This window comes from Paenibacillus sp. FSL R5-0744, from assembly GCF_037972555.1.
Classification (GTDB): Bacteria; Bacillota; Bacilli; order Paenibacillales; family Paenibacillaceae; genus Paenibacillus_AQ.
In genome coordinates this window covers 6,732,568-6,758,709 of the sequence record NZ_CP150228.1, presented here as the reverse complement: position 1 = coordinate 6,758,709, position 26,142 = coordinate 6,732,568, and the positions used below count along the sequence as shown (strand labels likewise).

At 43.3% G+C, this 26,142-nt stretch carries 22 protein-coding genes; 14 read left to right on the top strand and 8 right to left on the bottom strand.

Translation table 11 applies throughout. The features are described from left to right. Nucleotides 1–16: 16 nt before the first annotated feature. On the top strand, nucleotides 17–403 hold the full coding sequence (locus MKY19_RS29925) for a MerR family transcriptional regulator (RefSeq protein WP_339799516.1): 387 nt from the start codon (nucleotides 17–19) through the stop codon (nucleotides 401–403). A gap of 103 nt (nucleotides 404–506) precedes the next feature. On the opposite strand, the gene MKY19_RS29920 is transcribed toward MKY19_RS29925, so the two are convergent. Genes MKY19_RS29920 through MKY19_RS29910 form a run of 3 tightly spaced genes read right to left on the bottom strand, consistent with a single transcriptional unit; the run spans nucleotide 507 to nucleotide 3,131 of the window. Beyond that, nucleotides 507–1,412 carry a DUF5643 domain-containing protein gene (locus MKY19_RS29920; protein ID WP_339799514.1) on the bottom strand — a complete coding sequence of 302 codons (906 nt, stop codon included), beginning with the start codon at nucleotides 1,410–1,412 and terminating at the stop codon, nucleotides 507–509. A 20-nt stretch (nucleotides 1,413–1,432) separates the two neighbouring features. Continuing rightward, entirely contained in the window at nucleotides 1,433–2,596 is a 1,164-nt protein-coding gene (locus MKY19_RS29915) for a DUF4179 domain-containing protein (RefSeq protein ID WP_339799512.1), read from the bottom strand. After that, on the bottom strand, nucleotides 2,589–3,131 hold the full coding sequence (locus MKY19_RS29910; RefSeq protein WP_231573368.1) for a sigma-70 family RNA polymerase sigma factor: 543 nt from the start codon (nucleotides 3,129–3,131) through the stop codon (nucleotides 2,589–2,591). The genes MKY19_RS29915 and MKY19_RS29910 overlap by 8 nt, the downstream gene beginning before the upstream one ends. Before the next feature lie 352 nt (nucleotides 3,132–3,483). Here MKY19_RS29910 and MKY19_RS29905 point away from each other — a divergent pair, with 352 nt between their 5' ends. Next, nucleotides 3,484–7,542, top strand: coding sequence for a glycosyl hydrolase 53 family protein (locus MKY19_RS29905; RefSeq protein WP_339804578.1), 4,059 nt, complete (start codon nucleotides 3,484–3,486; stop codon nucleotides 7,540–7,542). Nucleotides 7,543–7,851: 309 nt separating this feature from the next. Beyond that, nucleotides 7,852–10,275: an RNA polymerase recycling motor HelD gene (gene helD, locus MKY19_RS29900; RefSeq protein WP_339804574.1), complete on the top strand. Its 2,424-nt coding sequence runs from the start codon at nucleotides 7,852–7,854 to the stop codon at nucleotides 10,273–10,275. Here the strand turns inward: helD and MKY19_RS29895 are convergent. Then, nucleotides 10,239–10,721: a VOC family protein gene (locus MKY19_RS29895; RefSeq protein WP_339799509.1), complete on the bottom strand. Its 483-nt coding sequence runs from the start codon at nucleotides 10,719–10,721 to the stop codon at nucleotides 10,239–10,241. The genes helD and MKY19_RS29895 overlap by 37 nt on opposite strands. Before the next feature lie 158 nt (nucleotides 10,722–10,879). On the opposite strand from MKY19_RS29895, the gene MKY19_RS29890 reads away from it, so the two are divergent. From MKY19_RS29890 to MKY19_RS29860, 7 genes are all read left to right on the top strand, one after another. Next, a complete protein-coding gene (locus MKY19_RS29890) occupies nucleotides 10,880–11,314 on the top strand; it encodes an Lrp/AsnC family transcriptional regulator (RefSeq protein WP_076285015.1) in 435 nt (144 codons plus the stop codon). A gap of 100 nt (nucleotides 11,315–11,414) precedes the next feature. Beyond that, on the top strand, nucleotides 11,415–13,151 hold the full coding sequence (locus MKY19_RS29885) for a histidine kinase (protein WP_339799507.1): 1,737 nt from the start codon (nucleotides 11,415–11,417) through the stop codon (nucleotides 13,149–13,151). 5 nt (nucleotides 13,152–13,156) lie between these two features. Continuing rightward, on the top strand, nucleotides 13,157–14,737 hold the full coding sequence (locus MKY19_RS29880) for a response regulator (protein WP_339799505.1): 1,581 nt from the start codon (nucleotides 13,157–13,159) through the stop codon (nucleotides 14,735–14,737). A 169-nt stretch (nucleotides 14,738–14,906) separates the two neighbouring features. Beyond that, a complete protein-coding gene (locus tag MKY19_RS29875; protein ID WP_042192982.1) occupies nucleotides 14,907–15,827 on the top strand; it encodes an ABC transporter permease subunit in 921 nt (306 codons plus the stop codon). A 39-nt stretch (nucleotides 15,828–15,866) separates the two neighbouring features. Then, entirely contained in the window at nucleotides 15,867–16,748 is an 882-nt protein-coding gene (locus tag MKY19_RS29870; RefSeq protein ID WP_339799504.1) for a carbohydrate ABC transporter permease, read from the top strand. 53 nt (nucleotides 16,749–16,801) lie between these two features. Next, nucleotides 16,802–18,394, top strand: a complete 1,593-nt coding sequence (locus tag MKY19_RS29865; protein WP_339799503.1) for an ABC transporter substrate-binding protein — start codon at nucleotides 16,802–16,804, stop codon at nucleotides 18,392–18,394. Between the two features lie 243 nt (nucleotides 18,395–18,637). Further along, nucleotides 18,638–19,222: a Crp/Fnr family transcriptional regulator gene (locus MKY19_RS29860; RefSeq protein WP_339799502.1), complete on the top strand. Its 585-nt coding sequence runs from the start codon at nucleotides 18,638–18,640 to the stop codon at nucleotides 19,220–19,222. Between the two features lie 8 nt (nucleotides 19,223–19,230). Here MKY19_RS29860 and MKY19_RS29855 read toward each other — a convergent pair whose 3' ends face one another. The 3 genes from MKY19_RS29855 to MKY19_RS29845 form a co-directional block, all read right to left on the bottom strand. Next, complete coding sequence (locus tag MKY19_RS29855; RefSeq protein ID WP_339799501.1) at nucleotides 19,231–19,950, bottom strand: DUF4386 domain-containing protein; 720 nt, start codon at nucleotides 19,948–19,950, stop codon at nucleotides 19,231–19,233. Between the two features lie 106 nt (nucleotides 19,951–20,056). Then, a complete protein-coding gene (nudK, locus tag MKY19_RS29850) occupies nucleotides 20,057–21,019 on the bottom strand; it encodes a GDP-mannose pyrophosphatase NudK (protein ID WP_339267956.1) in 963 nt (320 codons plus the stop codon). 1 nt (nucleotide 21,020) lies between these two features. Next, entirely contained in the window at nucleotides 21,021–22,286 is a 1,266-nt protein-coding gene (locus tag MKY19_RS29845; RefSeq protein ID WP_339799500.1) for a MerR family transcriptional regulator, read from the bottom strand. 146 nt (nucleotides 22,287–22,432) lie between these two features. On the opposite strand from MKY19_RS29845, the gene MKY19_RS29840 reads away from it, so the two are divergent. From MKY19_RS29840 to MKY19_RS29830, 3 genes are all read left to right on the top strand, one after another. Further along, nucleotides 22,433–22,717 carry an alpha/beta-type small acid-soluble spore protein gene (locus tag MKY19_RS29840; RefSeq protein WP_339244082.1) on the top strand — a complete coding sequence of 95 codons (285 nt, stop codon included), beginning with the start codon at nucleotides 22,433–22,435 and terminating at the stop codon, nucleotides 22,715–22,717. A gap of 191 nt (nucleotides 22,718–22,908) precedes the next feature. Further along, nucleotides 22,909–23,385 (top strand): YiaA/YiaB family inner membrane protein, encoded by a 477-nt coding sequence (locus tag MKY19_RS29835; RefSeq protein WP_339799498.1) that lies wholly within the window; start codon nucleotides 22,909–22,911, stop codon nucleotides 23,383–23,385. Nucleotides 23,386–23,412: 27 nt separating this feature from the next. Then, nucleotides 23,413–24,000: a DUF1349 domain-containing protein gene (locus tag MKY19_RS29830; protein WP_042192966.1), complete on the top strand. Its 588-nt coding sequence runs from the start codon at nucleotides 23,413–23,415 to the stop codon at nucleotides 23,998–24,000. A 98-nt stretch (nucleotides 24,001–24,098) separates the two neighbouring features. Here the strand turns inward: MKY19_RS29830 and MKY19_RS29825 are convergent, their stop codons facing one another. After that, nucleotides 24,099–24,701, bottom strand: a complete 603-nt coding sequence (locus MKY19_RS29825) for a TetR/AcrR family transcriptional regulator (RefSeq protein WP_339799496.1) — start codon at nucleotides 24,699–24,701, stop codon at nucleotides 24,099–24,101. Nucleotides 24,702–24,837: 136 nt separating this feature from the next. On the opposite strand from MKY19_RS29825, the gene MKY19_RS29820 reads away from it, so the two are divergent. Further along, nucleotides 24,838–26,100: an MFS transporter gene (locus MKY19_RS29820; protein WP_339244079.1), complete on the top strand. Its 1,263-nt coding sequence runs from the start codon at nucleotides 24,838–24,840 to the stop codon at nucleotides 26,098–26,100. Nucleotides 26,101–26,142 lie beyond the last annotated feature (42 nt).

Genomic DNA, 26,142 nt, shown 5'->3' with positions numbered 1-26,142 from the left:
AGATTAGAGGATTTGCATGTACACGATTAGCGAGGTATCCAAGTTATTGGAGATAACCACATATACACTGAGATATTATGAAAAAGAAGGGATTGTTGCTCCGATACGCAGTGCCAATGGAGAGAGGGTATATGATGATACTCATCTTGCTTGGCTGCGATTTGTACTGAGGTTGAAACAAACCCAAATGCCCATTTCACAAATCAGGCAATATGCCCAGTTATATTTAGAAGGAGAACATACAAGCCAAGCCCGCTTGAATCTTCTGGAAGATCATAGAAGCTCAGTTCAGGATCAAATCAGACATTTAACAGAGACAGAGAAGATGCTGAACGACAAAATAGCTAATTACAAGGTCTTCATTAGTAAAGGGAATACACTGGATTTGTCTATGGATGACTAGTAATACAATTACGCTTCATCCATGAAAAAGGGGATTACCTCAGGCCTCACGGCCAACAGGTAATCCCCTTTTCCTCATACATATGGATCTGTTGCAGCGTTTATTATTTCAGAGGAATTTTGATCTCTAGTTGCTTGTTGTAATTTTTAGCTACATTACCTTTGGCATCTACTTTATAAGCCCCGGCAGTGCCTTTTTCAAACACGGCTTGATAAGGTTTGATAATGAGATATTCTGCGGCCGGGCGAAGCGCCTCGAACAATAAATCTTCAGAAACAGTATTCTGGGTTGTTGCAACAGATTCCCGTGCAATATATTCTAATTCGTTTCCCAGATTATCATAAATATCATATCCTAAAGCCTGTGCTTGGGTAGCAACCCCTTTAACTGCTAAAGCAATGCGCACAGAAGTCTCTCCCACAGCAACACGATTAGTTTTGATTTCAAATTGGTTGTCTTTCTTTAAAGCTGGTAGCTGAATGTTACGCGCTACTCCTGCTTGCTTAAGAGAAAACTTTAGTACATACAGATCTTCGATTCCGTTAAGCTTCACATGGATGCTCAATTCAGAGGAAGCCAGGCTTGCCTTTTGCTGCTCAGTTAGCCATCCGGTCTGCAATACAACAACCGCCTTGTTGGCGTCACCATCACTGATCCAGCGTGGTGATTTAAAATCAATTCCACCTGAATTAGTGAGCTTGGCGTCTACTGCCATAATGGTTCCTTCTGCAAGGTAAGGCTCACCTTTATCGTTCAAGGTTACCCCTGCGAGCATTCCTGAGAACAGGGATCCCTCACGGCTCAGATCGATCTTAATATAATTACCGTCAAACTGTGCACTGCCCTTTAAAGTAAGCTGATCGTGTGAATCGGCGGCTTTTGTTGTATTCAGGGAAGCTTCAGCGGCGGTTTGAACACTGGCTGCTTGGGTTAAAGCCGGCATTCCCAACGCTCCAAGGCATACAGCAGCACTTAAAATTACAGACAATTTCGTTGTCATTTTCTTCATGATATCATTCTCCTTAGTGTTTATTTAACTAGCACGTTTATTTCCAGGCCATCGATATAATGCTTCACAGGATTTCCGGAACTATCTGTTTTGAATGCGCCACTCTTACTTTTTGGATCCTCGAACTCATAAAGATAGCCACGGATTGTGAGCATATTGGGATGTTTCTCGAACGGCTCTACAAGCAGATTCAGATCCTGTGATCTATTGGATGAAAGGAGTGCTTTTTGCGATATATTTTCCAATACCAGTCCCTGTTCATCCGTCACTTCAAAGCCCAATGTATTAAAATCTGCGTAATCCCCGTCAGTCTCTTGTTCAATGTTGAGTAACAGGCGCGTGGTTAATGGGCTATATTCCAGCTTTTGCAGCGTCAGACTCCATCCCTCTGCTTGTGCGCGCATATCAGGTACGACAATACTATTTTCTGTAACCTTACGTGCAGGAATCTCCAGAATGTATGGTGTATCTATACCGTTTAAAAGAAGGGTTACAGTCAGTTCAAATTGATCAGGGAAAGGCTTGGTGATCCCCAAATTCGAAGAATCCACCAGTTGAAAAATAGCTGTACTCTGCTCCTTGCCTTCCATCCAGGTTAGAAAAGGAACAGCTTCCCAATGACCATCTGAGAATTCCTCCATTGAAACCCCATCGATCAAAACTTCTGCGGACATTATTGAACCTTTGCCTAGAAAAGGCTTACCATCCGCTCCAATCGTCACGCCGGTGAGCTTCCCGTCCAGCCCTTCTCCCTCGCGCTTCACTGAGAATGCCAATCGGTTGCCATCAAATACAGCCTCTTCGGCAGACAAGGTGATTCCATCATGCGTATCACTGCTATTCGGTCGGGTAATCAGACCCAGACGCTGAGCAGCTTGCAATCCTATATCATCTGCCCGTTCAAAAATTCCGCCTATCCATGGAAGCTGCTTGAGCGCATTGGCCAACGTTGGCGGATAGACGGCCGTTAGCATAACACTTAGCACTATCGCTGCAGATACAGCAGCTGCGATTTTTGGATATATCCGTTTTTTCTTTTTCTTTTCCTTTTCCACAGGATCCTGAACAATAGTGGCGAGTGATGCATAAATCGAATCCTGCCGCGACCGCAGTAAAGGTGGAAGCTCCTGTATATTAGCCTTTCCTAGCTCCCTGATCTGCTTTTCTAAATTGTTATTATTCATTAGCAAGACCCTCCTCCCGCACAGGATGTATCTGTTTGGACAACAATCTCCGTGCGCGATGAAGTCGTGCCCTGACCGCTCCTTCGGAGATGTCGAGCACATCTGCAATCTGCTTAATGGATAAATCGTCATAATAAAAAAGCACGATAGCAAGCCGCAGGGATTCGTCCAACTGATTAATGAAGCTTTGCAGGTCTACGTTGCCTGAATCTTCAAAATGCACATAGGAATCGACCGGTTCTTCGGGAATTTCCGCCACAGCTATAGTTCGCTCTCGCATACGAAGTAACTGATTGCATTCATTAATCAGGATGCGTATAACCCAGGTTTTAAAAAACTTAGGCTGCTTAAGGTTGGCCAACCCTTTATACACCTTCAGTGTCGTCTCCTGAAGAGCATCCGCGCAATCTTCATCTTTTAGCAGAATGGTTTTGGCTAATCTGTACAACTGGGATTCCAGTTGCCTAAAAAGACGGGTAAACGCCTCGTGGTCGCCTTTCTGCGCTTTTTTGATATCCAGTTCGTTTTCCAGCAAATGATTGTTCCTCCTTGAGGGCCCTCTGTATGATTAGATGGAGAAGGCATACAAAAAGTTATATTTGGATAAAAAAATCTGAAATCTATTTAATATCATCTATTCCAGAATAATGGAAAATGAAGATTAAAGCCTATAAAGCTTGCTTAAGCATACAAAATGTTATCTTTTCATCCGTTACTAAATATTTTAACTATTGGTATATTGATTTGTAAGTGCTTACATATCTTAGGACGCACACATATGCATCTGAAAATTTAGAATGGAAGGTGATCAGAACGTGAGAGTTAATCAAAAGGGTATCTCTGCATTTTTAGCAGTGTTGTTGCTGCTAAGTTCATTCTCATTCAACATGAGGAGTGCTTTGGCTGCAGATTCGAACAGTTCTTTAATAGTAAATGGCGGTTTCGAGGACAATTTCTGGGAAGATGGATCATGGAGTGTCGATACGTCAGATTGGAATCAAGTAGAAATTAAGCATTTTGCATATGCCGATGATACTTGGCTAAATCCAGATGAAGGAGCTCATGCTTTCAAATATTGGATTAACAAAGTCGCTACTGGAAACCAGACCATCTCGCTTAAGCAGACTATAACGAACCTCCCTGCGGGAAGTTATGAGCTCTCAGTCAAGTCGATGGGCGGTACTGACAATGAAACGGGGAATGTTGAATTGTTTGCGGGAGACGAGAAGGGGGCTGCCATTACCACCACAGGCTATAATGCTTGGGGAACGCTCAGCCTGAAATTTATCTTGAAGCAGGATACCCCGAGTCTTGAGGTTGGTGCGAACATAAGCGGCGCTCCAAGCGCATATGGATTTCTGGACAGCTTTGAGTTGAAACAGTTGAGTACGGATACGACCCAGCCGGTGGCTGCGGATATTTTTGTGAAGAAGGTGGAAGGACTCCAGCCTGATTTTATTAAGGGCGTGGACATCTCCAGTATTATTTCTTTAGAGAATAGCGGAGTCGAGTTTTACAATGAAAACGGAGAGGTGCAGGATATTTTTACAACCGTACATGAAGCTGGGGTTAATTACGTTCGGGTACGGATATGGAATGATCCTTTTGATACAGCTGGAAAAGGTTATGGTGGTGGCAATAATGATCTGGCCACCGCGATTGAAATTGGGAAAAGAGCGACCGCAAACGGTATGAAGCTGCTAGTGGACTTCCATTATTCCGACTTTTGGGCCGATCCGGCCAAGCAGCATACGCCTAAGGCATGGGCCAATCTGAGTTTCGAAGATAAGAAGACTGCACTTTACGAATATACCAAAGTAAGCCTGCAAGCCCTGCTTGATGCAGGTATTGATATTGGTATGGTTCAGGTAGGCAATGAAACGAATGGACAATTCGTTGGTGAATCTAATTGGACGAAGATGAGCCAATTGTTCAATGAGGGAAGCAAAGCCATTCGGGAGATCGATCCTAATATTCTGGTTGCGCTGCATTTTACAAATCCGGAGTCGGCAGGCAGATATGCCACTATAGCTAAGAATTTGCAAGATAACAATGTAGACTATGATGTGTTTGCAAGTTCTTATTATCCATTCTGGCACGGTACATTAAGCAATTTGACATCCGTGTTGAAGCAAGTCGCTGATACTTATGGGAAAAAAGTAATGGTAGCTGAAACCTCTTACGCGTATACCGCAGAAGACGGGGATGGACACGGAAATACAGCGCCGCAAAGCTCAGGTCAAACTTTAAACTACCCTATCAGCGTTCAAGGTCAGGCTAACTCAGTTAGAGACGTGATCGAAGCGGTTGCGAATGTGGGTAACGCGGGAATTGGCGTGTTTTATTGGGAGCCTGCTTGGCTTCCGGTAGGTCCGAAAGACAATCTGGAGCAGAATAAGTTGATATGGGAACAGTACGGTTCCGGTTGGGCATCCAGCTATGCGAAGGAATATGACCCTGATGATGCAGGGGAATGGTATGGCGGAAGTGCCGTTGATAACCAGGCTTTGTTTGATTTTAACGGACATCCGCTTGCCTCGCTGAATGTGTTCAAATATGTGAATACAGGCGCAGTGGCCCCTATTGCTGTAGATGAAATTAAGGATGTTTCGATAACGGCGATTGCTGGGGAGCCAATCCATCTGCCAACAGACGTAAGTGTTACTTACAATGATGGAAGTTCCGGCAAGATGTCAGTGGTTTGGGATCAAGTTGCGCTTGAGCAAGCCATTAGCAAGGGCGCGGGCAGCTATGTGATCGGTGGAACGGTGGAAGGCGGTCAGGTGGTAAAGGCTCTTCTAGTTATTAAAAAAGAGAACTTTATCGTCAACGCAGGCTTTGAAAATAGCGATAGAAGCATGTGGAAAATCACCTATGCTGACGTTAATGCTCCACATACAGACTACCAAAATAAAGTTACAGATGCCAAAACAGGCAACTATTCACTACATTTCTACTCTGCGAAAGCAGTGGATTTTAGAGTAGAGCAGACTATTTCTGGTCTGAAGCCGGGATATTATAATCTTTCGATGTTTATTCAAGGGGGAGATGCTGCCAACCCCAATATGAATCTGTTTGCTGTAACTGATGGTAAGGAAGTAAAAGTAAACACCGGTGTGAAAGGATGGGCACAGTGGAATAATCCTGAGATCCAGGATATTCTCGTTACCGATGGATCCCTTACCATCGGAGCTAATATCAAAGCAGACGGCGGCGCATGGGGATCGATTGATGATTTCTATCTAAGCTTTGTCAAAGGTATTGAGGAACCTGCTATTGTTGATACGGATGCAGAAGTACAAAATATCACTTCTATGACAGCTACGGTTGGAGGAAATATCACTTCGGACGGTGGCGCTAAGGTTACAGAGCGAGGAATCGTATATTCTACTAGTGCCAATCCGACAATTGAGGATGGTAAAGTTATAGCTGAATCAGGTGGAATAGGAGCCTTTTCAGTAAGTCTTGCAGGACTTCAATCTGGATCTACCTATCATGTACGTGCCTACGCAGTGAATGCAACCGGAGTAAGCTATGGACAAGAGATTACGTTTACAACATTAAGCTCTAGTGCAAGCTTGAATAGCTTGGATTTGAGCGGGATAACATTGGATCAAACAGTGAGCGGAAGTGTATACGACTATACAGCGAGTGTACCGTATTCTTTATCTAACTTCACAGTGACGGCAACGGCCAGCGATGCTGTCTATGGTACCTTGACAGTGAGTACGTACAATAGTGCCAATACACTTGTGGCCGGTCCGATAAGTTTGGCAAGTGGGGCAACAAGCATAGAGCTTCCCCTTGAAGTAGGTAGTAACCGATTAGAGTTATTCGTAATTGCCCAAGATGGCACAGGTACGAGATACACAGCAACAATAACGAGAGCTGCGCAAGATAACGGTTCTGATGGTAATGGAAACGGTGGTAATGATGGTGGTAGTACCTCTAATGTCGTACATCCGGTTATCTCCTCCAATGGGAAACTGACGCTTCCTGCAGGTCAAGCGGGTGAAGTCAAATTGGATAATGGGCTTGTGATTTCAATTCCAGCTAATGCTTCAGGCAAGCAGTTGGTATTATCGATTGAGAAAGTGCTCGATTCGCAGAATCTTCTCAGCAATCATGAGATTCTCGTAAGCCCGATCTATGAAGTTCTAAAAAACTTCGCGGAGAACTTTAGTAAACCAGTCACGCTAACCTTTGTGTTCGATTCAGGACAAGTGAAGAGCGGCCAAACTGTAGCGATCTTTTATTATGATGAAGTGAAGAAGAGCTGGGTGAAAGTTAATGGCGGCAAAATAGATGGAAATCGCATTGCTGCAGATGTGGATAACTTTACGAAGTTCGCTGTACTCGTAGTGGATCAAGCGACTGGATCACCGGTAACCAATGCATCTACTGAACCGACAACAGAGGCCCAATTTAGCGATATCTCGGGACATTGGGCACAGGCTAATATTAAGAAAGCGGTGAGCGAAGGGATCGTCAAGGGTTATACCGACGGAACGTTCAAACCGAATGGTGCGGTGACACGCGCTGAATTTGCGGTGATGCTGATGAATGCGCTGAAGCCAACAGGAAACGGTGTGGAATTGGGCTTCACAGATACAATCCCTGCTTGGGCTGAGAAGTCCATTGCACAAGCTTTAGAGGCGAAGATTATACGCGGCTATGAGGATGTTACCTTCCGTCCGGCAGCGAGCATAACACGTTCGGAGCTAGCAGTTATGATCTCTAGAGCAGCAGGGGGAGATTTAACAACGGCGGCATCAACAGGCTTTGCTGATGATAGCCAAATTCCTGCATGGGCAAAGGATGCGGTTGCAGCCGTGAAGAAATCAGGCATTGTGAGCGGGCGTAACGGCAATGTATTTGCACCAAATGAGACGGCAACAAGAGCAGAGGCAGTAGCCATCATTATGAATCTGCTGCAAACTAAATAGTAAACTTACTGTAGTAAGAAAAAAGACCGTCCTTAGGACGGTCTTTTTGTCTATTCTCTATATGTGCCCAAGCTTGGCATTCAAAAAAAAGAAGAACCAGCAGAGTCTGCTGGTTCTTCTTACTTATATAAATAATTTGCATGCAAAGAAAGATCGTGATATTATAAAATAATCACTGTTGATTTCACGAATTTACACATAAGTGTAACATCTTATCTACACTATTATAATACCATGTGGATTAACAGTTTGTCAAATTTTAATTTTTGCTTCTTTATAACAAGAATGAAAAGGAGCGTGTTCGTGAAGATGGTAAATGTAATGGATTGGCAGCAAGAACAAGATCGGCTTGATTTGGTTACGGAAAAGCTGCAATCAAGAATCGCAGAACTAGAGCCAGAAGTGACTGGGCTACGTGATCAAGTGGTGGACATTCGCAAGCGGTTTTGGGAAGAAGTCACGGTCAATACGAGCACAGACGAAGATTTCGAAGAGACCTTCTACAGTATAAAGCAGCAAGAAGCATTGTTGTCCGAGCGAGAGCGCAGCCACCGGCAGCGGGTGCAGCGTTTTAAGAATATGAAACGGCTACTGCCATCTCCCTATTTTGGGCGAATGGATTTTCAAGAAGACGGTTTGGGCTTGAGTGAGAAAATTTATATCGGAGTGGCTTCTTTCGTTGATGCAGACGGTGTGGACTTTCTGGTGTATGACTGGCGAACGCCTATTGCAAGCATGTATTATGATCATTCCCCAGGGCCATCTACTTACGAAACGCCGGGAGGACAGATTACAGGTGAGATGATGCTGAAGCGGCAATATCAGATCCGTTACGGTCAGCTCCAAAACGTGTTCGATACGAGCTTAACGATCGGGGACGAATTGCTTCAGCAGGTGCTTGGTAAAGGCGCAGATTCACAAATGAAGAGCATTGTGGCGACCATCCAGAAGGAACAGAACGCCATCATCCGCAATGACAAAAGCCGTATGCTTATTGTGCAAGGAGCGGCTGGCAGCGGAAAAACGTCCGCAGCGCTGCAACGGGTAGCGTATTTATTATATAAACACCGCGATAGGCTCAAGGCAGATCAGATCGTTCTTTTTTCGCCAAATCCGATGTTTAACAGTTATGTATCGACGGTGCTCCCTGAGCTCGGCGAAGAGAATATGCAGCAAACGACCTTTCAGGAGTACCTTGCCTATTGGCTCGGATCCACGATGAATTTGGAGGACTCCTTCGAGCAGATTGAATATGTACTGACGTCACAATCCTCGCAGGGGTATGAAGCACGGTTAACGGGGATGCAATATAAGGCTTCTGAGGCTTTCCTGCATGCTCTTCAAAGCTACGCGTTATGGTTAGGCAAAGAAGGTATGCTGTTCCACAGTATCCGTTTCCGGGACCGCGAGTTGATTACTGCGGAGCAGATGAAGTCGCAATTTTACAGCTACGACAGCTCTATACGATTGGCTAATCGCGTTGCTTTACTACGTGAATGGCTGCTGCGTGAGCTGACTAAGCTAGAGCGTCAGGAAATGGAAGCGCCCTGGGTTCAAGATGAAGTCGATTACCTCGACAACGATCAATATGCCGAAGCTTACAGTGAGGTGCTTAAGAAGTACCGGCGAGAGGAAGCTGTCTTCGATTTTACAGAGCAGTATCTTGAAATCTATGGCGATTTTCGTACTCAGAAGGACGGGGAAGAGAATGTCTTTGACTTTAGCTCACAGGAAGATGAGTTACTGCGTCGTATGATCGTGAAGGAGCACTTCAAACCGCTAAGACGGGATGCCAAACGGTTGAAATTCATAGATACGATTGGATTATACGAGCAGTTATTTAGGGATGAAGCCACTTATCAGAAAATGACGGGTGAGACCGAAGTGCCTGACCAATGGTCAGAAATTTGTAAGCAGACGAAGGAAAAGTTGAGCCTTATCGAACTGTTTTATGAAGATGAGACCCCATTCTTATATTTAAAAGAGCTTATCGAGGGTTCTCGTACGAATACAATGGTGCGACATTTATTTATTGATGAAGGACAGGATTATTCGCCGTTCCAATTCGCGTTTCTCAAGCAATTGTTTCCCCGCGCCAGCATGACAGTACTCGGCGATTTCAGTCAAGCGATATTCCCGCAAGCGACGAATCTGCAAGAGGTAGATTCTCCTTTGATCCGGCTTTATGGTGAAGAGGAAACGAATCTATTTCGTTTAATCCGAAGCTATCGTTCGACTCGCGAGATTGTGGAGTTTACGAAGGCGCTGCTACCTAATGAAGAGATCGTGCCTTTTGATAGGGGCGGCAAGAAGCCGCACCTATTGAAGGCTAGCAATGAGGTGGAGCGGGCGGTACGGATAAAAGAGGAGCTTGCGGCGCTTATGGCCGAAGGTCTCGACTCCATCGCCGTTATTACTAAGACTGCTGCGGAAAGCCGCGAAGCCTATGAAGCATTACTCGCACAGGGGGGCGAGAATCTGCGGCTTGTTACGAAGGAGACGCTCACCTTTGAGAAGGGAACGCTAATTATTCCTGCGTATCTTGCTAAGGGCGTAGAATTCGACGCCGTGCTAATCTACGATGCTTCTACACAGACTTATCATCGGGAGAGCGAACGTAAACTCTTTTATACAGCTTGTACACGCGCGATGCATCGGCTTCTGCTGTACACGACAAGCGATTGGTCTCACTTTATTCAAGCCTTGGATGCATCTTTGTATGAAGTAGTATAATTAGACATATCAAAATCAACCTCTTCAAGAAATTCGATAACTTCCCCATTGGGGCTGTGAACGATCGCGTTCTTGATCAGAAGAGGCGGTTCACCAAGAGAAAGCGAATCTGGTTCTATAAAAGCCTTTGCTCCATGAGCAAGGGCTTTTTGGTACATTTCATCTACATTATCCACATAGAAGGCGAAATGTAAGAGTGCTCCGTGAGCTATATCCTCTTCAGACAAGGCTTTTTTCCCTTGGGCGGCAATGACTGCATCGTTATCAAAAATCTCTATGCAAGTTCTTTGATCAGGTGAAATAAGCATTGAAGCTTCTTTGATTTGAAAGGAGGGCAGACTCCAATGATGACCTAACTTAAATCCTAAGGCGTCAATGTAAAATGAAATTGTTGCTTTATAATCTTTGGCTTGAATCGCTATATGTGCAAGACCTTTTACGCTCATTATTAATCACTCCTATATCTAATGTACTATTTATTATAGTTGGATTAAAATAGGAGATACATATATAAGATAAGTGTTTTATCCTGACATGGTTATTGAATATAAGGTATTTTAGTTGAATGGGTTTATTTATTAAAAAGAGCTAGGAGGCGCTTGATATGGAACATCTTATGGATGATATTGATAAAAAGATTATGCAATTATTGCAGTACAATGCTCGAATGCCCATTTCACAAATCAGCAAAGAGGTTTCGATGTCACAACCATCCGTTAAAGAAAGAATCATTAAGTTGGAGGAAAGGAACATCATATCGGGGTATCATACAGCTTTTAATTTGCGGGATCTGAACCGGGGTACGACTACTTTTATTCTAATCAAAACAGAACATTGCCAAGAGCTCACCGATTTTTGCAACGATGCTATGGAAGTTACCGATTTGTTCCGCATTAGTGGAGAATATAATTATCTCATTAAGGTACAGACCTCAACGATTGAGGCGCTTGCTGAATTTCAAGATCACCTTATAAAGTTCGGACCTTCCAAATCGCATATCAGCTTGAAAAATATTTTGGAGAACAGAGTGCTACTCTAAAGCGAAGTTTCCAAATACAAGATATAGTAACCGCTTTCTTTTCATTGTAAAATGGGTCAAAATAGCAGTCGTATTGATACGTATATAAGGGAGCATGCGCATGGAGAGGAAACTGTCTAGTAAAAAGTATATTCCATTCACATACAAGATGATGATTCCGTATCTCATTCTTGTATTGCTGACAGATGTGCTGGTTGGCTATATAGCCTATACAATGCTCGTAGAGTCCAGGACTGAAATGGCGGAAACGAATGTCCGGACCGCATTAAAGCAGACGAGGAACAACATCGAATACCAGACAGATGAAATCAAACGTATGACCAACTCGCTGTTTCTAAATACGAATTTTCAAAATGCCCTTCAGTTCAGGGGAGATCCTTTGGAAAATATGCTCAAAATGAGAGATGATATCGTTCCTTATATGAAGGCCCCTCTGCAACTGTATGGGAACAAGCTGAGACTTGCGCTTTTTACAGTCAATGAGACGATGCTTGAAATTACTGGTGATGATATGTCGACACCTATCGGTCGAAGTGATTATTATGTTCTTTCTGATCAGGTGATCGAGAATACGGAGTGGTTTAAGTCGATTGTTGCGAATAATCAAGACAGTTTGTGGCTTCAAGCGGATACCGACCGTGAGCTAGGTAATATTTCATATTTCCGCAAGCTTGTTTCTTCCAAGGCAGCACCTGCGATTATCGGATATATTCGCGTTACGGCGAGGATTGATGAGCTATTTGGTAACTTTGATACTTTTCCGATTGAACAGGGGATTGAACTTCGTCTGTTGGATAGGGCTACAGGAATGACTTTGTATGAACAAGGTGTTGCTGCTGAAGATACGAAACAAGATGATTATTTAATTATTAGTGAAGATATTCCGGTATCAAGCTATGTCATTGAGGCGCGCGTACCTCACTCTTATTTGAACAAAGATGCTAGTAGAATGCGGAAGGTGATTAGTACCGTTTGTTCCATCAGTTTTTTGGTGATGGCTATTATCGGTTTTCTAGTTGCACGTATATCTGGCAAGAAGATCAAACGGATTGTGTATTTGGTTCGATCTTTTCAGGAGGGTAATTTTTATAAAAGAATCGGATTTCCAGGGAACGATGAATTTGTCTATATCGCTAATAGCTTCAACCAAATGGCGACCAGCATTCAGGAACTCATCCGGAACGTCTATGTGCAGGGCATTCAGAAAAAGCAAGCGGAGCTGGATGTGCTTCAAGCCCAGATCAGTCCTCATTTCTTGTACAATACGCTGTCGACCATCGGCAGTCTGGCCAATTTGGGGGAAGTGGAGAAGGTTACGCAGATGGTACAAGGTCTCTCCAAATTTTATCGACTCACATTAAACGATGGGCATGTATATATCTCCCTTGAAAATGAGCTGGAGCAGGTGAGGATGTATCTGGAAATTCAGAGAGTGAAGTATGCGGATGCCTTTGAGGTTTATTATGATGTCGATCCGGAAATTTTACAGGTGCCTATTATTAAGCTGATTTTACAGCCGTTTGTGGAGAATATATTCAAGCACGCCTGGTTCGGGGAGACTATTGCGATTCGTATTACTGGAAAGCGGCTGGGTGACCGCATCGAACTCAAGGTCATTGATAACGGGATCGGCATGCGGCCGGAGACACTTCAAAACATGCGATCAAGCGCATATCAACCAGGCAGCTACGGTCTGAGAAACGTGGAAGAACGAATTAAACTGCGATACGGGAGCGATTTCGGCATTCAAATCGGTAGCTATTTTGGAGCGGGAACGACAGTTCGAATTATTTTACCGGTGGAAAATGCAGAGATCAGAGAAGTGATGGGGGAGTGAGGAGTATGGCGATGGAGATTAATGTTCTGCTGGTGGATGATGAAGTAATCGATTTGGAATGGCTTAGACGGCGTGTAGCCGACAGTGATCATTTGCCTTTGCATAGCGTGAGAACGGCAACGAGCGGGTTTGCCGCTCTGAAAATGATGGAACAGCACCCTGTTGATATCATTCTCTCTGATATCGGTATGCCGATTATGTCAGGCGTGGAATTTGCAAGGAAGGCGAAGGAGATTAATCCAGAGGTCCATATTCTATTTATTAGCGGACACCAGGATTTCAATTATGCCAAGGAAGCGATTCAATTGAATGCATACAGTTATTTGCTTAAGCCTGTGGATGATGACGAGCTGAACGAGACGCTGACCGAACTCTGCACAAAGATTGAGAAAGTGAGGACGCAGCGTACTTCCTTGTCGGAAACGCTGACGCTTGTTAATCAGGAGCTACTGCTGCGTTGGTTTAACGAGGCTGCACCGGGACAGGTTGAAACGCACATTCATAACGTTCTCACGCCATACTTACAAGGTGCATCAGCGGTTGCCATCATTGAGATCGACGACATGGCGCGAAAAATTCAAACCTGGACGGAAGAAGAGCGGAGTTTATGGAGCAGCACTGCCAATCAGTTTATCCGAAAGTTTGCTCAGGATCAAAATTTGGGCATGGTGATTACGACTTATGACTATCACTTTGTGATCCTTGCTGCGGTTCAGGAACAATATTTTACAGCTTTGCTGGAAGAGTTGATTCGGGCGTTCTATCAGGAGTTCTCCTGTTCGATTACGATCGGAAGAGGAATGTACACAACCGACCCGGTCAAGCTACATGATTCCTATCGGCAGGCGCAGGCCGCTCTAAGCATTAAATGGATCGTAGGGAAGAATAGGTTGATCCAAGATGCCTCGGAATGGTCTCCAAAGGAAAAGATGGCATCGGACTTAGAGGTTATTGTGGATCGTATGCTTAAAGCTATGCTCGACTACGACCTTACCACTATTGATGATTGCTTGCTTCAGCTATTTGCCGGAGACAGCCCAATCTCCCAGAAAAACGACATCTACGATATCATTATCCGGATTACCTCTAAGCTTCATGCTGATCTGCAGCAAATGAATGAGCATTTGTACGAGATTTTGAATTGGGATTCTCATCATCCTTTTGTGCTGTTTCAGTTCGAAACGGTGCATGATATCCTTTCGTGGCTGAGAAGAAGATTCTTTGAACTGTCGGAGCTGCTTTATTTGAAACGCCAAAGGCAAAAGCGCAAGTTAATTGATGAAATCACGGAGTATGTGAAAGAAAGATTAGATCAAAAAATAACGCTAAACGAGGTCGCTGCACATTTCGACTTTACCCCTAACTATCTGGGGCATCTGTTCAAGGTCGAAACCAATAGTCTCTTCAGCGATTTTCTAAGTGAATTGCGTATGAAGCGGGTATGCGAGCTACTCGAGGATCCAACGAAAAAAGTATATGAGATTGCGGAACAAGCCGGATATAAAAATATTATTTATTTCAATAGGCAGTTCAAGCAATATATGGGCATGTCGCCCGGCGAGTACCGGAAGAAAAATAAAATCTGAATCGATTACTTATTGAGGAGGCTCATGTTCTATATGGAACAGGGGCTTCTTTTTTATCGAAATTGTTTATGAATCGTTGAATTAGTATTATGTTTAGTTGTTTCGCTGAATTATCTCACCGCCGCCGTCCTTTTATAATGAGAGATATAGAGAAGAAAGGGGTGCAAAGATGAAAGGGCATACATTTTGGAGCGATTTAAAAAACTATAGGGTTCTGTTGCTGATGCTGGCTCCGGCGGTTGCTTTTTTTCTTTTGTTTGCCTATGTCCCAATGGCGGGCATTATTATTGCCTTCAAGCATTATGATTACGCGGGCGGTATTTTTGGAAGTGCCTGGAACGGGCTTGATAACTTCCGCTTTTTCTTTGAATCAGGAGATGCTTGGCGGGTAACACGGAATACAGCATTGTACAATATTGCATTCATCGTTGTAAATAACTCTTTGCAAATTTTTGCAGCCATTATGTTGTTTGAGGTCGGTGGCAAATGGTTCCGCAAAATTACGCAATCGGCGTTGTTTCTTCCCTACTTTATTTCATGGGTAGTTGTCGGCGCAATTGCCTATAACCTGCTCAATTATGATATTGGTACTGTGAACGCACTCCTTAGAGGACTCGGGCTAGAACCTATTGATATTTACAATACGCCTGCTTACTGGCCGTATATCCTAGTTCTCGTTTCCGCCTGGAAAGGCCTTGGATACGGAACGGTAATGTACTTGGCCGCGATTACGGGCATAGATACTGAACAGTATGAGGCAGCTGAAATCGATGGCGCCAATATTTTTCAGCGGATCCGGAAAGTGACGATTCCAAATCTTTACCCGACGATTATTATTTTGGTGCTGCTGGCGGTCGGGAATATTTTCCGTGGTGATTTCGGGATGTTTTATAACATGATCGGCAATAACGGTTTGTTGTTCTCTTCGACGGACGTTATCGATACTTTCGTGTTCAGATCGCTGATTACTTCGAATGATATCGGCATGTCGGCTGCGGCTGGCGTTTTCCAGTCCGTTCTTGGCTTCGCAACGATCATGACTGTGAACTATGCTGTTCGTAAATACGATAAAGACCGCGCCTTATTCTAACCGCATCAGAGGTACAGTTTTCATAATGGAGGTAACGATATGAAGCAGCTCGATCGTAAAATATTCTCGGGTATTGGTTATGTATCCCTAATCTTTCTCGCAATTTTATGTATATTCCCGTTTATACTTGTCGTATCTTCATCGCTGACGGAAGAGTCAAAAATATTAACAGATGGCTATCAATTTATACCTACGGCCTTCTCAACAGAAGCCTACAACATTTTGTTTAAGTATCCCGACCAGATGATTCAAGCCTATATGGTGACCATAGGCGTTACTATAATAGGCACACTGTTTGGTTTGTTTCTGACTTCGATGACGGCTTATGCGCTATCCAGAAAAGATTTTAAATGGCGTAATAAATTTTCGTTCTTCTTTTTCTTTACAACTTTATTTAACGGGGGTCTGGTTCCTTGGTATCTGCTTATGGTCAATTACCTCCATATCAAAGATACATTGCTGGCTTTAGTGATTCCGATGATGCTCAACGTCTTCTACATCATTGTTATGAAGTCGTTTATGGGCAGCATTCCGGAAGCAATCGTAGAATCGGCTAAAATTGACGGTGCAGGCGATTTTAAGATCTACGCTCGTCTAATCCTGCCTCTCTCCAAGCCGGCGCTAGCGACTATTGGTTTGTTTCTGGCTCTTGCCTATTGGAACGACTGGTACAATGCCCTTCTATTTATTTCCGATGAGAAGCTGATGCCGCTTCAATATTATTTGTACAAAATGCTTGGCAATATGGATGGCATGCGAAAAGCCATGATGGGTGCAGGAGCAGTCGTAACCACATCGATCCCAAGCGAGAGCTTGAAGATGGCAATGACGGTTGTAGCTACAGGTCCGATTCTGCTCGCTTATCCATTCGTTCAGAGATATTTCGTTCAAGGCTTGACGATTGGCGCTGTAAAAGGATGAACCCGGGGAAATCCGGTTTATCAATATAATTAATACAAGGGGGAAGGCTTGAAATGCTGAGAAAAAATAGATTCATTATGCTCGCACTCGTTTTAACCTTCGTAATGATTTTGAGCGCATGTGGTGGTGGCAACAACGCCAATACATCCGCTAAGGCTACCAACAATGCCGCTGAGGTAACAAGTGAGCCTACAGAAACAGCGAGTGCAACGAATGCAGCCGAAACTTCAGATACCATAGACACCTCTAAAGAAGTAAAGTTGAAAATGATCTTCGTTGGGCCTAAACCGATAGACTATGATAGTGTTTTTGCTGAAATTAACAAGAAACTGAAAGAAAAAATTAATGCGACCCTTGAGGGCGAGTTCTTGGACTGGTCTGACTGGGCTCAAAAATATCCACTGAAGCTGGCAGCTAATGAAGATTTTGACCTCATCTATTCGGCAAACTGGGCCGGTTATAATGACCAGGCACTGAAAGGCGGATTTCTAGAATTAACCGATGAGCTAATTACTAAATATATGCCAAAAACTAAGGAAGCTATGTCAGATGTGAGCTGGGATCAGGCAAAAGTAAACGGCAAACTGTACATGGTTCCACAAAACAGAGGGGAATCTGTTGAAAAGCTGATTCTCTATCGTGAAGATTTGCGTAAGAAATACAATCTTCCTGAAATCAACAGCCCGGAAGCATATGCTACCTATTTGAAGACGATAGCTGAGAAGGAAAAAGGAATTACACCTTTCACTCCGGAAACGGGAGACTGGAAGTATCATAATTTGGACCGTGTATTACTGAAGCAGCAAAACGAATGGAATATGTTTGATCTAGATCTTCCATTTGCCTTCAAATTGACCGATGAAACAGGTAAAGTCTTTAACGTCTATGAAACGCAAGAGTTCAAAGATCTACTCGTGTATTACAAAGATCTCGCTGATAACAATGCTTGGTCGAAAAACGTTCTGAACAGTAAAAATGATCATCAGGCGGATTTTAAAGCAGGTAAAACCGCCTCGATTACGCACAATAACGGAACACTTGGAGCACTCATGGCTTTAATGCGCCAAGAAAATTCTCCTTATGAAGTAGCGTTGGCTGATATTAACCAGGGGAAGAAAAAATCAGTGGCGATTTCTACACAAAACGGTACGTCGATTCATGCGACTTCCAAAAATGTAGAACGTTCCTTGATGCTGATCGATCTGATGCAAAACGATAAAGAACTGCACGACCTGATGATGTACGGCATTAGTGGCGTGCACTATGAACCGGTTGGCGACACCAAATATAAAGCACTCGACAAAAATCCGAACTTTACCGGCTTCTCTAATTGGAACTTCAACTCGCCACTCAACCTTGACAATGAAGCATTCCCGCAAGAAGCTAACGATCTGGCTAAGGGCTGGGAAGCTAACGTCTACCACTATGCCCTTGAAACCTTTGTATTCGACAATAGCAAAGTGAAGACGGAAATTGCCAATGTGGGCAATGTAATGCTCCGCTATGCCATTCCGCTTGAGTACGGCGTAATTAAAGATATCGACAAAGGCCTTGCAGATTTGAACAAACAGCTGAAATCAGCTGGCATTGATAAAATCCAAGCTGAGCTGCAAGCGCAAATCGATGCTTTCTTAGCGAACAAGTAATATACAGTACAGGATAAGGGAGGCCCAACAGTCATGAAATGGCTATTGGGCCTCCCTGTTTTTTGAGATCGATTGTATATGAAGGCGCTATCGGACGCAGCCGAGCGGCGTATGAAGAGTTCTGAGGTTGCATTTGTTTTAGTATGAGCTAGTATAATAAGGCAAGAAGCTCCCTCTCGGGAGCCTAAATAGCTTCAAGGGCATCATAAGCGGGCCATTAACTTCGGAAGATTGGAGAGAGATATGAAAAATATATTGTATAAGTATATGAGTAAATTTACATCTCTTAACGAAGAGGATCAGCAGGATATTGTTGAGGGTATCCTTATAGAGGAATTTAAAAAGGGGACAGTGCTCCTTAGACAAGGAGATTTTCCCACAAAATGTTTTTTCGTGCTAAAAGGTTGTGTTAGGCAGTACTCGATAGATGAATCGGGAAAAGAAGTCACATCTAATTTCTACACAGAAGAGCAAGCGGCTTCGATTTTTAATCGGCATCAAGAAAGTAAGCCCTCTGCGTACACCTTAACCTGTCTAGAAGATAGCACATTGGTGGTTGGTGAACTTTATGCGGAACAAGACATGCTTCACAAACACTCGCAATTGGAAACGATGATCCGCAAAATGGTAGAGGAAAACTTAGGTGAGGTACAGGACGAATTAACTTCATTTATCGCTTCCAATCCTGAAGAACGTTACAAAGCTTTGTTGCGAAAAAGACCTCACTTACTCACTCGCGTACCTCAGCATCAATTGGCCAGCTATCTGGGGATGACACCAGAGTCATTAAGTAGAATTAAGAAGCGGGTTCATTCCAGTGATAACTAAAAAGAAAGTCATACACTTTTGTGGAGTTTTCCTCCTCTAAGCAGTAGCCATATCCCAAAACCTAGTTCTCCTACAATCATAGGAATAGTAAAAATATAATTTAATATTGTAATGACCCCTTCGTATTGTGGAAGAAATATTTTGCTTAGATGAATGATCATGTAACCTATTGAAGCAAGCAGCAATAAGATGCCGATTACTTTAGGGATGATGCCAGATTTTAAAGCCACATAGCCCACAATTAATAGATGCCCGCCAAAAACGACCAATCCCATAGACCAAATCAATTGAAATGCATCCAGAAATAACATCATAAATGCTTGAGTCTGTTCGATTTTTAATGAGGAAAAGTCGATTGTATTTCCCGTGAACAGCAGCACAACTATCAAGTTAAGTATAGAGACTCCCAATATAGCGGAATAGGTTAGACGAAGCCAGGCGCCGAGTAATGATAGCTTTTGGTTAATCGGTTCTAGAAACACATAAAACGCCCAGGCGACCAGGATGTCAGTAATCATAATGATGATCCAACCCAAAATTTCACCTTTGAAAAGGTTAGTGGATGACACAAGGTTATTGAATGTGACGCTGGCATCGCCCTGAACAACAAGATTCCCATGGACAAAGCCATACGAAAAAAATGAGGCAAGGGTCATGATAATAAGTGAGATTCCAGCAGTTAAAGCGGACTTTCGCTGATTCGATAGATCTTTTTCTGAGATAGCCATAGATAGCCTCCTAAAGGACTTTTTATTTTTATTGTAATTAGGAGTAGTATGGCGGGCATTGACTTAAATCAAGAGTGCATCATCAGACAGAAAAAAATGCTTATTATCACAATAACGGAAGTTCATCCAGCCGTTCGTAAATCAACAATCCTTTCTCTTGCGCAACCTGTACCATTTCATCGGCACCCTGAGATGATCCTCCAACTCGAAGCACGGCATCACAGTAATTAAGCAGGCGAATGGAAGACGGATGGAAAATCCGGTTGAAAACGTCGTCTCCTAGATTAGTGGAACCGGCTGTAGCAATAAGAGGCAAAGCATACCACTCCCCCAGCACTGGCATATGCCCAGCCTCGTAAACTTGAAGAGCAATTTTATTCATGTATTTGACATTTTCCTCGATTAATACTGGATCATCATTGGTTCCAGAACGATACGGGCCAGCGATAAGGATATGCAGCGGTTTTGATTTTACCTTCAAGAGACCTTGGATCTGAGCGTATTGGAGCAGCATTACCGTCTTAGCATCACGAATCTCGCCGCTTTGGACCATGTCAAGCGCTTGAGCAAACGGAAGTTCCACTACTTCAATATTTTCCTGTTCCTCCTCAAGTCCCCCACCAGGACCAGTTGTCATGACGTCACTATACTCAGCTACAAAGAAGTGCAGGGTTTCGGTAACGGATCCTGGTGACATATAGACCTCGCCAACTTTCTGCACTCGGTCGATACGGTACCCCGTCTCTTCCTCCGTTTCCCTCAGAATACTTTCTTCTGGTGTTTCTTTATCGAGTAGCCCCGCGCAGGTTTCGATAAGCATTCCAGTCACATTGCCGTTTAGATAAGTAGGCATTCGGAATTGTCTCGTAAGTACGATGGTTTGTTTGTGTCGATTATAGAGTAGAATGGTCGCTCCGTTGCCTCGGTCATACACTTCACGGGATTGTGTCTCCCATTGTCCATTTTCTTTTTCATACTTGAATGTGATCTTCTTTAAGGTGTACCAGTTATCCGATAGAAGTTCCTCTTTTACGATCCGTACTCTTGGGTTGTAATACTGTGCCTTCATCTCATTTCCTCCCTAGAAAAATCCCGTTTTCTTTAGTCATTTCGAGGGCTCCATTCTCCTGTAGAAGACGATTGACGTGGTTTCGAAATTTGTCTATAGCCGCACCGACAAGCCGCTCCTTTGCGTTCATCGGGGTCGATATCATATATTCAATCAGGGGTTCAGCTTCGTCGACTAACAGACGGTCGTCGTAACGTAGTAACCGAAGATCGGAGAAGCAAGAAGACAGCAGGTCTCCTCCGTTACCCAGATTAAATCGTTTAATAGCTTGATCCAATACATGAAGGTCGGGGTCGAACGAGACTGCCAAGTGTTCAATCTCTTGTAGGTGTTGAGTGCTCATTGTAGAGGTGCATATTATACCCCCTCGCTTTAGGACGCGGTGTATCTCGTGGATCGCTTTAGGGATGTCCGGCACGTGATACAGCATGTTGTTAGCGATAACCACATCGAAATGCTCATCGTGGAAGGGGATTTGTTGCGCGTCAACAGATAAGAGCTTAAACTGTGAACTTTTACTTCCTAAGCGGCAACGTGCTTCTTCTACCATCCCGCTCGAAATATCAGTAAGTGTGATGCGCCAGCTGCTTGGAATTCGTTCGGCGTTTCTTATCCAAAAGGTCCCATCGCCGCCGCCTAACTCTAGAATGTGGGCTCCAGGGTGCACCTCCAGTTGTTCAAACACCCAATTATGCCAGCCTTGCGGATTTGTACTGAACTTGTCATAAAGATGTATCCGCGTTTGTAAGCGCCTTGCCGTCCGATACTGTTCCCCCCAATCTTGCTTACTCTGCAAGGTTTGAATAACATTTGCTAAGTGGTTCCAATCAGACCGATTGACCGACATTTGCATAGCATCTCGTATTGCATGAACTACATGCTCCGTATGAGTGATTTTTCTCTGTAGAACATCGAGCTGTGCTTGTAACGAATGTCTGATCTCCCCTATGGATAGCGACTCTGCATCTAAGATGTCTTTTATTTCTTGAAGTGATAGTCCTAAATATTTCAACGTTTGAATTTGCTGCAATTTTTCTAGGTCTTTCATGTTATAAGATCTTATCGATCCCGCGTGATGATTTTCTGGAATTAGAAGCCCAATCTGATCGTAATATCGCAATGTCCTGACCGTTATTCCTGTACGCTTTGCAAGCTGCCCTGTCGTTAAATAGTTCTCTTTGTACATCCTTTCCTCACATCCAATCGATTGCTCAAGCGTGTTGTTCTCAGTTAGTATAGCAGGTGACGTAACGTCACCTTCAAGCAAAATTTATGTATAAGAAACAGAGGGCAAGCACCCTGACAGCAGATGGCCTTTCAGAGCCCTCTTGGAAATAATCGGAGCAAATCAACAAGGGTGGAGATTTCGTTTTCCGGGCATGTTACTTAAAACATGTTAGGAGGGGATAAGGGATGTCCAGAAGAAACAGGAAATATGCAGTGCCGGGAGTCAATCGCGGGATGCAAACGTTTAAGGCCGAGGTGATGCGGCGCGAGGGTTATGATGTAGATCCGGAGCGGCCTGATGATGTGAAATATGAAGTCGCAAAAGAACTTGGTATCCCATTGGAACACGGTGAGAATGGACATTTGAGCACAGAATCAGTGGGTCAGATTGGTGGAAAAATTGGTGGATCGATGGTCCGCGAGATGGTTCGTCTCGCACAGCAGCAATTGGTGGATCAGGAAAGGGAGTAGCATTTTTTCTAAATCATAAAGTTGCAGAAAATGTAGGAGGCGGCTTTAGTCCTGAATTGCCTGGGACTGAGACCGTTTTCTTTGTGTTTCCCAAAACAACCTAATTAATGGTAGAATTTTACCGATGTTCCACGGTATAGTGAAGAAGGCTATAACACCATTCAATTCTGTATTGGGAGAGGAATCGTCAAATGAATCAGAGGTATCGTAAACGCAACACAGCTGCTTTCACAGGGGTATCGTATTTTGCATTGGCTGCAGGTCTTTTTCTATTCTGTTTGGGGGTGTACAACGACGATTGGGAATTGAACGTGAAAGGGTATTATTTGCTTTGCATGGTGTTAATTACGATTAGCTGTATCGTTGTGCAAAAGGTCGTTAGAGACAATTCAGAGGATAAAGAAATTAAGCTAGAAAATCCGAAACACAGGATGAGAAATACAGGGGCTTTCACAATTATGGCTTTTGCAGGCTTGGTTATTGGGTATGTAATGTTCTTTATTGGTCTGTACAATGCTCCATTTCAATTGAATGTAAAGGGGTATTATATAGCTGTTATTCTGTTGATTTCATATAGCGCCGTTGGCGTTCAGAAAGTGACGAGAGATAACGCGGAGGACAAAGGGATTCTCGCCGAGCAAGATGCCAGAAGGGACATTCAAGGGTAAAGAGGGACCTAGATAAGGAGCAGTGAGATGAACTTTTTAAAAGAAAATCTTTTTTGGCAGTATCCAGTAAACACTTTTTCTATTACAGATGAGAAGATTGAAATTATAACTGAGCCTAATACGGATTTTTGGCAACGCACCTATTATGGGTTCAGGAACGATAATGCACCTGCGTTGCTAATGAAGACGGATGAGAAATACTTTTCTTTTATAGTGAAAACTGATTTTGACAGCGCTCATAGATTTGACCAGTGTGGAGTAATTGTCTATCAGGACAGTGACAATTGGTTCAAGGCATCGATTGAATATGAGAATGAAGAATATCAAAGATTGGGTAGTGTGGTTACGAATCATGGATATTCAGACTGGGCAACAACAGATCTCGACGCAACAATAAAAACAATGTATTACAGATTAAGTCGACGTGGGAGTGACTTCTGCGTTGAAAACTCTTTAGATGGGATTACCTTTAAGCAGATGCGTATTTTTCATTTGTTTGAAGGGAGTGAGCATATCAACTTTGGTTTATATGCTTGTAGCCCAGAGGATTCGTCATTTAAAGCAACATTTACAGAAATAGAAATTACAGAATGTCAGTGGTTGGAACATAAATAAAGTTAAGGAACTAAGATTAAGCTAAAGGAGCCTCGTGAGTAATGACGAAGCTCCTTTTTATTTTGAAATCTTTGTATGTTAAAAAAGTTTTGAGTGAACTAACTAGGTTCGCGTAGACACTCTTTTTTTAAATAAGCAGCAAAGCTCTTGATATTCATCCGTATATGCCGATTATTTCCCTCGAGCTTACTCATCATGATGCCGCCCTCCATGATGGAAAGGGAGAAGGTAGCTAGTGCCTCAATGTCGAGATCTGCTTTGAATTCACCACTTTGTATACCTTCAGAAATGATTTTCTTTTTGGATTCCAGTGTGCCTATTAGAGCTTGCTGGGCTTTTTCACGCAAGCCTGGATGACTGTCGTCGCTTTCAATAGCCGTGTTAAGGAGCGGACACCCCCCAATAAAAGGGGGCGCTTCAACTACTTTCTCGTACACATGTAAATATGCTAATAGCTTGCCAGAGGCCGTTTCTTGCTGACTAATGGCATGAGCTAGTTGGCCCCCCACAATACTACCCGCATAGCTAAAGGCTTCATATGCAATCTCATCCTTACTGGAAAAATGACGATAAATGCCACCTTTCTTAATGCCTGTCAATTCTGTTATATCAGATAAGGATGAGCCCGAATATCCTTTCTGGTTAAACAGTTCAGCGGCTTTAGCTATGATGTAAGTGCGAGTCTTCTCACCCTTTTCCATTGTCATCCTCCGTCCTTAATTGTATATGTACACGTAGTATATCAAATGAAATTATTCTGTTGCAAAGAAAAGCATCTATGCTATTATAAAAGATACCGATCGGAATCTTTTATAATAGACAGGGGTGGAAACCATAATGGAAACGACATGGTTTAAGGAATCCAGGTATGCATGGATTGGATTAGGATCTCTCTGGGTTATTGGATTTATTGGTGCATTGACTCGCTTCAGCTTGTCTTTTTTTCAGGTACAAATATCGACGGATTTACAGATTAGCAGGGGATTCATCTCAATGGCATGGTCCACCAATTTATTCATCGTAGCCGTATGCGCACCTTTGGGGGGCTGGCTCGTGGATCGTTATGGCACAAAGAAAATTCTAATGTTAAGTGCAATCATGAGTACTTTGGGTACTGGTATTGTCGTGTTAGGCCACCATCCTATTGTCTTTTTTATTGGATACGGTGTTATCTCTGGTTTAGCAGGTATTGGGGCGACGACAAATTATATATTGATGTTTGAATGGTTTCGGCATCATCGGGCTAAAGCAATGGCCTTGCTGGCGAGTGCCTCTTCTGTAGGATTAGCGATTATTACACCCATTTTCGTATCCATGGACTGGCTGACTTGGAAAAACGCCTTTATGGCTTCTTTTATCCTAGGTGTTTGTGTAACACTTCCCGTAATTTGGTTAGGAATTAAGAGTTCACAACAGAAAAATACGGAGAGAGCTCCTTCGGATCGTTCAATAGAAGTCGAAGGTCAAGATACATCACCTAGAGTAACTCCACCGTCGAAGAAATTTATTTCTCTTCCTATCTTTGTCGTAGTCGCGATTGCGCTGTTCACCTGCGGTATCAATATGGGATCCGTCGAGATGAATTTGGTAGCCATACATCAGTTGGCAGATGTATCACCAAGCATGATCGCCTTATCTATGAGCATCCTTGGTATTATGGAAATCACGGGGGCACTCATTTGCGGCTATTTTCTAGACCGATACAATAAATTAATGATGATGTCTCTATTGTATGGCATTCGCATTATAGGTTTTGCTTTCCTCTTTATGCACTTGGGAAGTTCACCTATTCTTTTTGCTATAGCGTTCGGAATTACCTACTTAAGTGCATTACCAGGTGGAATGCTTGTCATTAATGAGTTTGCAAAGGGTAAAGGAAAACATACCGGTGTTCTACTTCTCATGCACCAGGGCGGCGGTATAGTAGGTGTATTAATCGGAGGCCTATCCTTCGATTATTTTGGGAATTATCAGAACTTAATTGTAGTTGATGTTATAATCTGTATCCTCGTAACGCTAGGGTACTTCGGATTATTCACGACACATAGAAGGAATCTTCGGATTCAAAATAAGAAGGTTGCAGTAAGTGAGGCACTTTGACTTAGATATGGAGGGATGAAAATATAACTGCGTGCATAATTG

What these genes read in the sequence shown, in the direction of transcription:
- MKY19_RS29905 (WP_339804578.1), top strand. Translation starts at nt 3,484, where the DNA reads ATGAGGAGTGCTTTGGCTGCAGATTCGAACAGTTCTTTAATAGTAAAT.
- MKY19_RS29870 (WP_339799504.1), top strand. Translation starts at nt 15,867, where the DNA reads ATGAAGCAGCTCGATCGTAAAATATTCTCGGGTATTGGTTATGTATCC.
- nudK (WP_339267956.1), bottom strand. Translation starts at nt 21,019, where the DNA reads ATGAAGGCACAGTATTACAACCCAAGAGTACGGATCGTAAAAGAGGAA.
- MKY19_RS29895 (WP_339799509.1), bottom strand. Translation starts at nt 10,721, where the DNA reads ATGAGCGTAAAAGGTCTTGCACATATAGCGATTCAAGCCAAAGATTAT.
- MKY19_RS29885 (WP_339799507.1), top strand. Translation starts at nt 11,415, where the DNA reads ATGGAGAGGAAACTGTCTAGTAAAAAGTATATTCCATTCACATACAAG.
- MKY19_RS29915 (WP_339799512.1), bottom strand. Translation starts at nt 2,596, where the DNA reads ATGAATAATAACAATTTAGAAAAGCAGATCAGGGAGCTAGGAAAGGCT.
- MKY19_RS29855 (WP_339799501.1), bottom strand. Translation starts at nt 19,950, where the DNA reads ATGGCTATCTCAGAAAAAGATCTATCGAATCAGCGAAAGTCCGCTTTA.
- helD (WP_339804574.1), top strand. Translation starts at nt 7,852, where the DNA reads ATGGTAAATGTAATGGATTGGCAGCAAGAACAAGATCGGCTTGATTTG.
- MKY19_RS29890 (WP_076285015.1), top strand. Translation starts at nt 10,880, where the DNA reads ATGGAACATCTTATGGATGATATTGATAAAAAGATTATGCAATTATTG.
- MKY19_RS29825 (WP_339799496.1), bottom strand. Translation starts at nt 24,701, where the DNA reads ATGGAAAAGGGTGAGAAGACTCGCACTTACATCATAGCTAAAGCCGCT.
- MKY19_RS29820 (WP_339244079.1), top strand. Translation starts at nt 24,838, where the DNA reads ATGGAAACGACATGGTTTAAGGAATCCAGGTATGCATGGATTGGATTA.
- MKY19_RS29860 (WP_339799502.1), top strand. Translation starts at nt 18,638, where the DNA reads ATGAAAAATATATTGTATAAGTATATGAGTAAATTTACATCTCTTAAC.
- MKY19_RS29920 (WP_339799514.1), bottom strand. Translation starts at nt 1,412, where the DNA reads ATGAAGAAAATGACAACGAAATTGTCTGTAATTTTAAGTGCTGCTGTA.
- MKY19_RS29875 (WP_042192982.1), top strand. Translation starts at nt 14,907, where the DNA reads ATGAAAGGGCATACATTTTGGAGCGATTTAAAAAACTATAGGGTTCTG.
- MKY19_RS29830 (WP_042192966.1), top strand. Translation starts at nt 23,413, where the DNA reads ATGAACTTTTTAAAAGAAAATCTTTTTTGGCAGTATCCAGTAAACACT.
- MKY19_RS29865 (WP_339799503.1), top strand. Translation starts at nt 16,802, where the DNA reads ATGCTGAGAAAAAATAGATTCATTATGCTCGCACTCGTTTTAACCTTC.
- MKY19_RS29880 (WP_339799505.1), top strand. Translation starts at nt 13,157, where the DNA reads ATGGCGATGGAGATTAATGTTCTGCTGGTGGATGATGAAGTAATCGAT.
- MKY19_RS29840 (WP_339244082.1), top strand. Translation starts at nt 22,433, where the DNA reads ATGTCCAGAAGAAACAGGAAATATGCAGTGCCGGGAGTCAATCGCGGG.
- MKY19_RS29925 (WP_339799516.1), top strand. Translation starts at nt 17, where the DNA reads ATGTACACGATTAGCGAGGTATCCAAGTTATTGGAGATAACCACATAT.
- MKY19_RS29835 (WP_339799498.1), top strand. Translation starts at nt 22,909, where the DNA reads ATGAATCAGAGGTATCGTAAACGCAACACAGCTGCTTTCACAGGGGTA.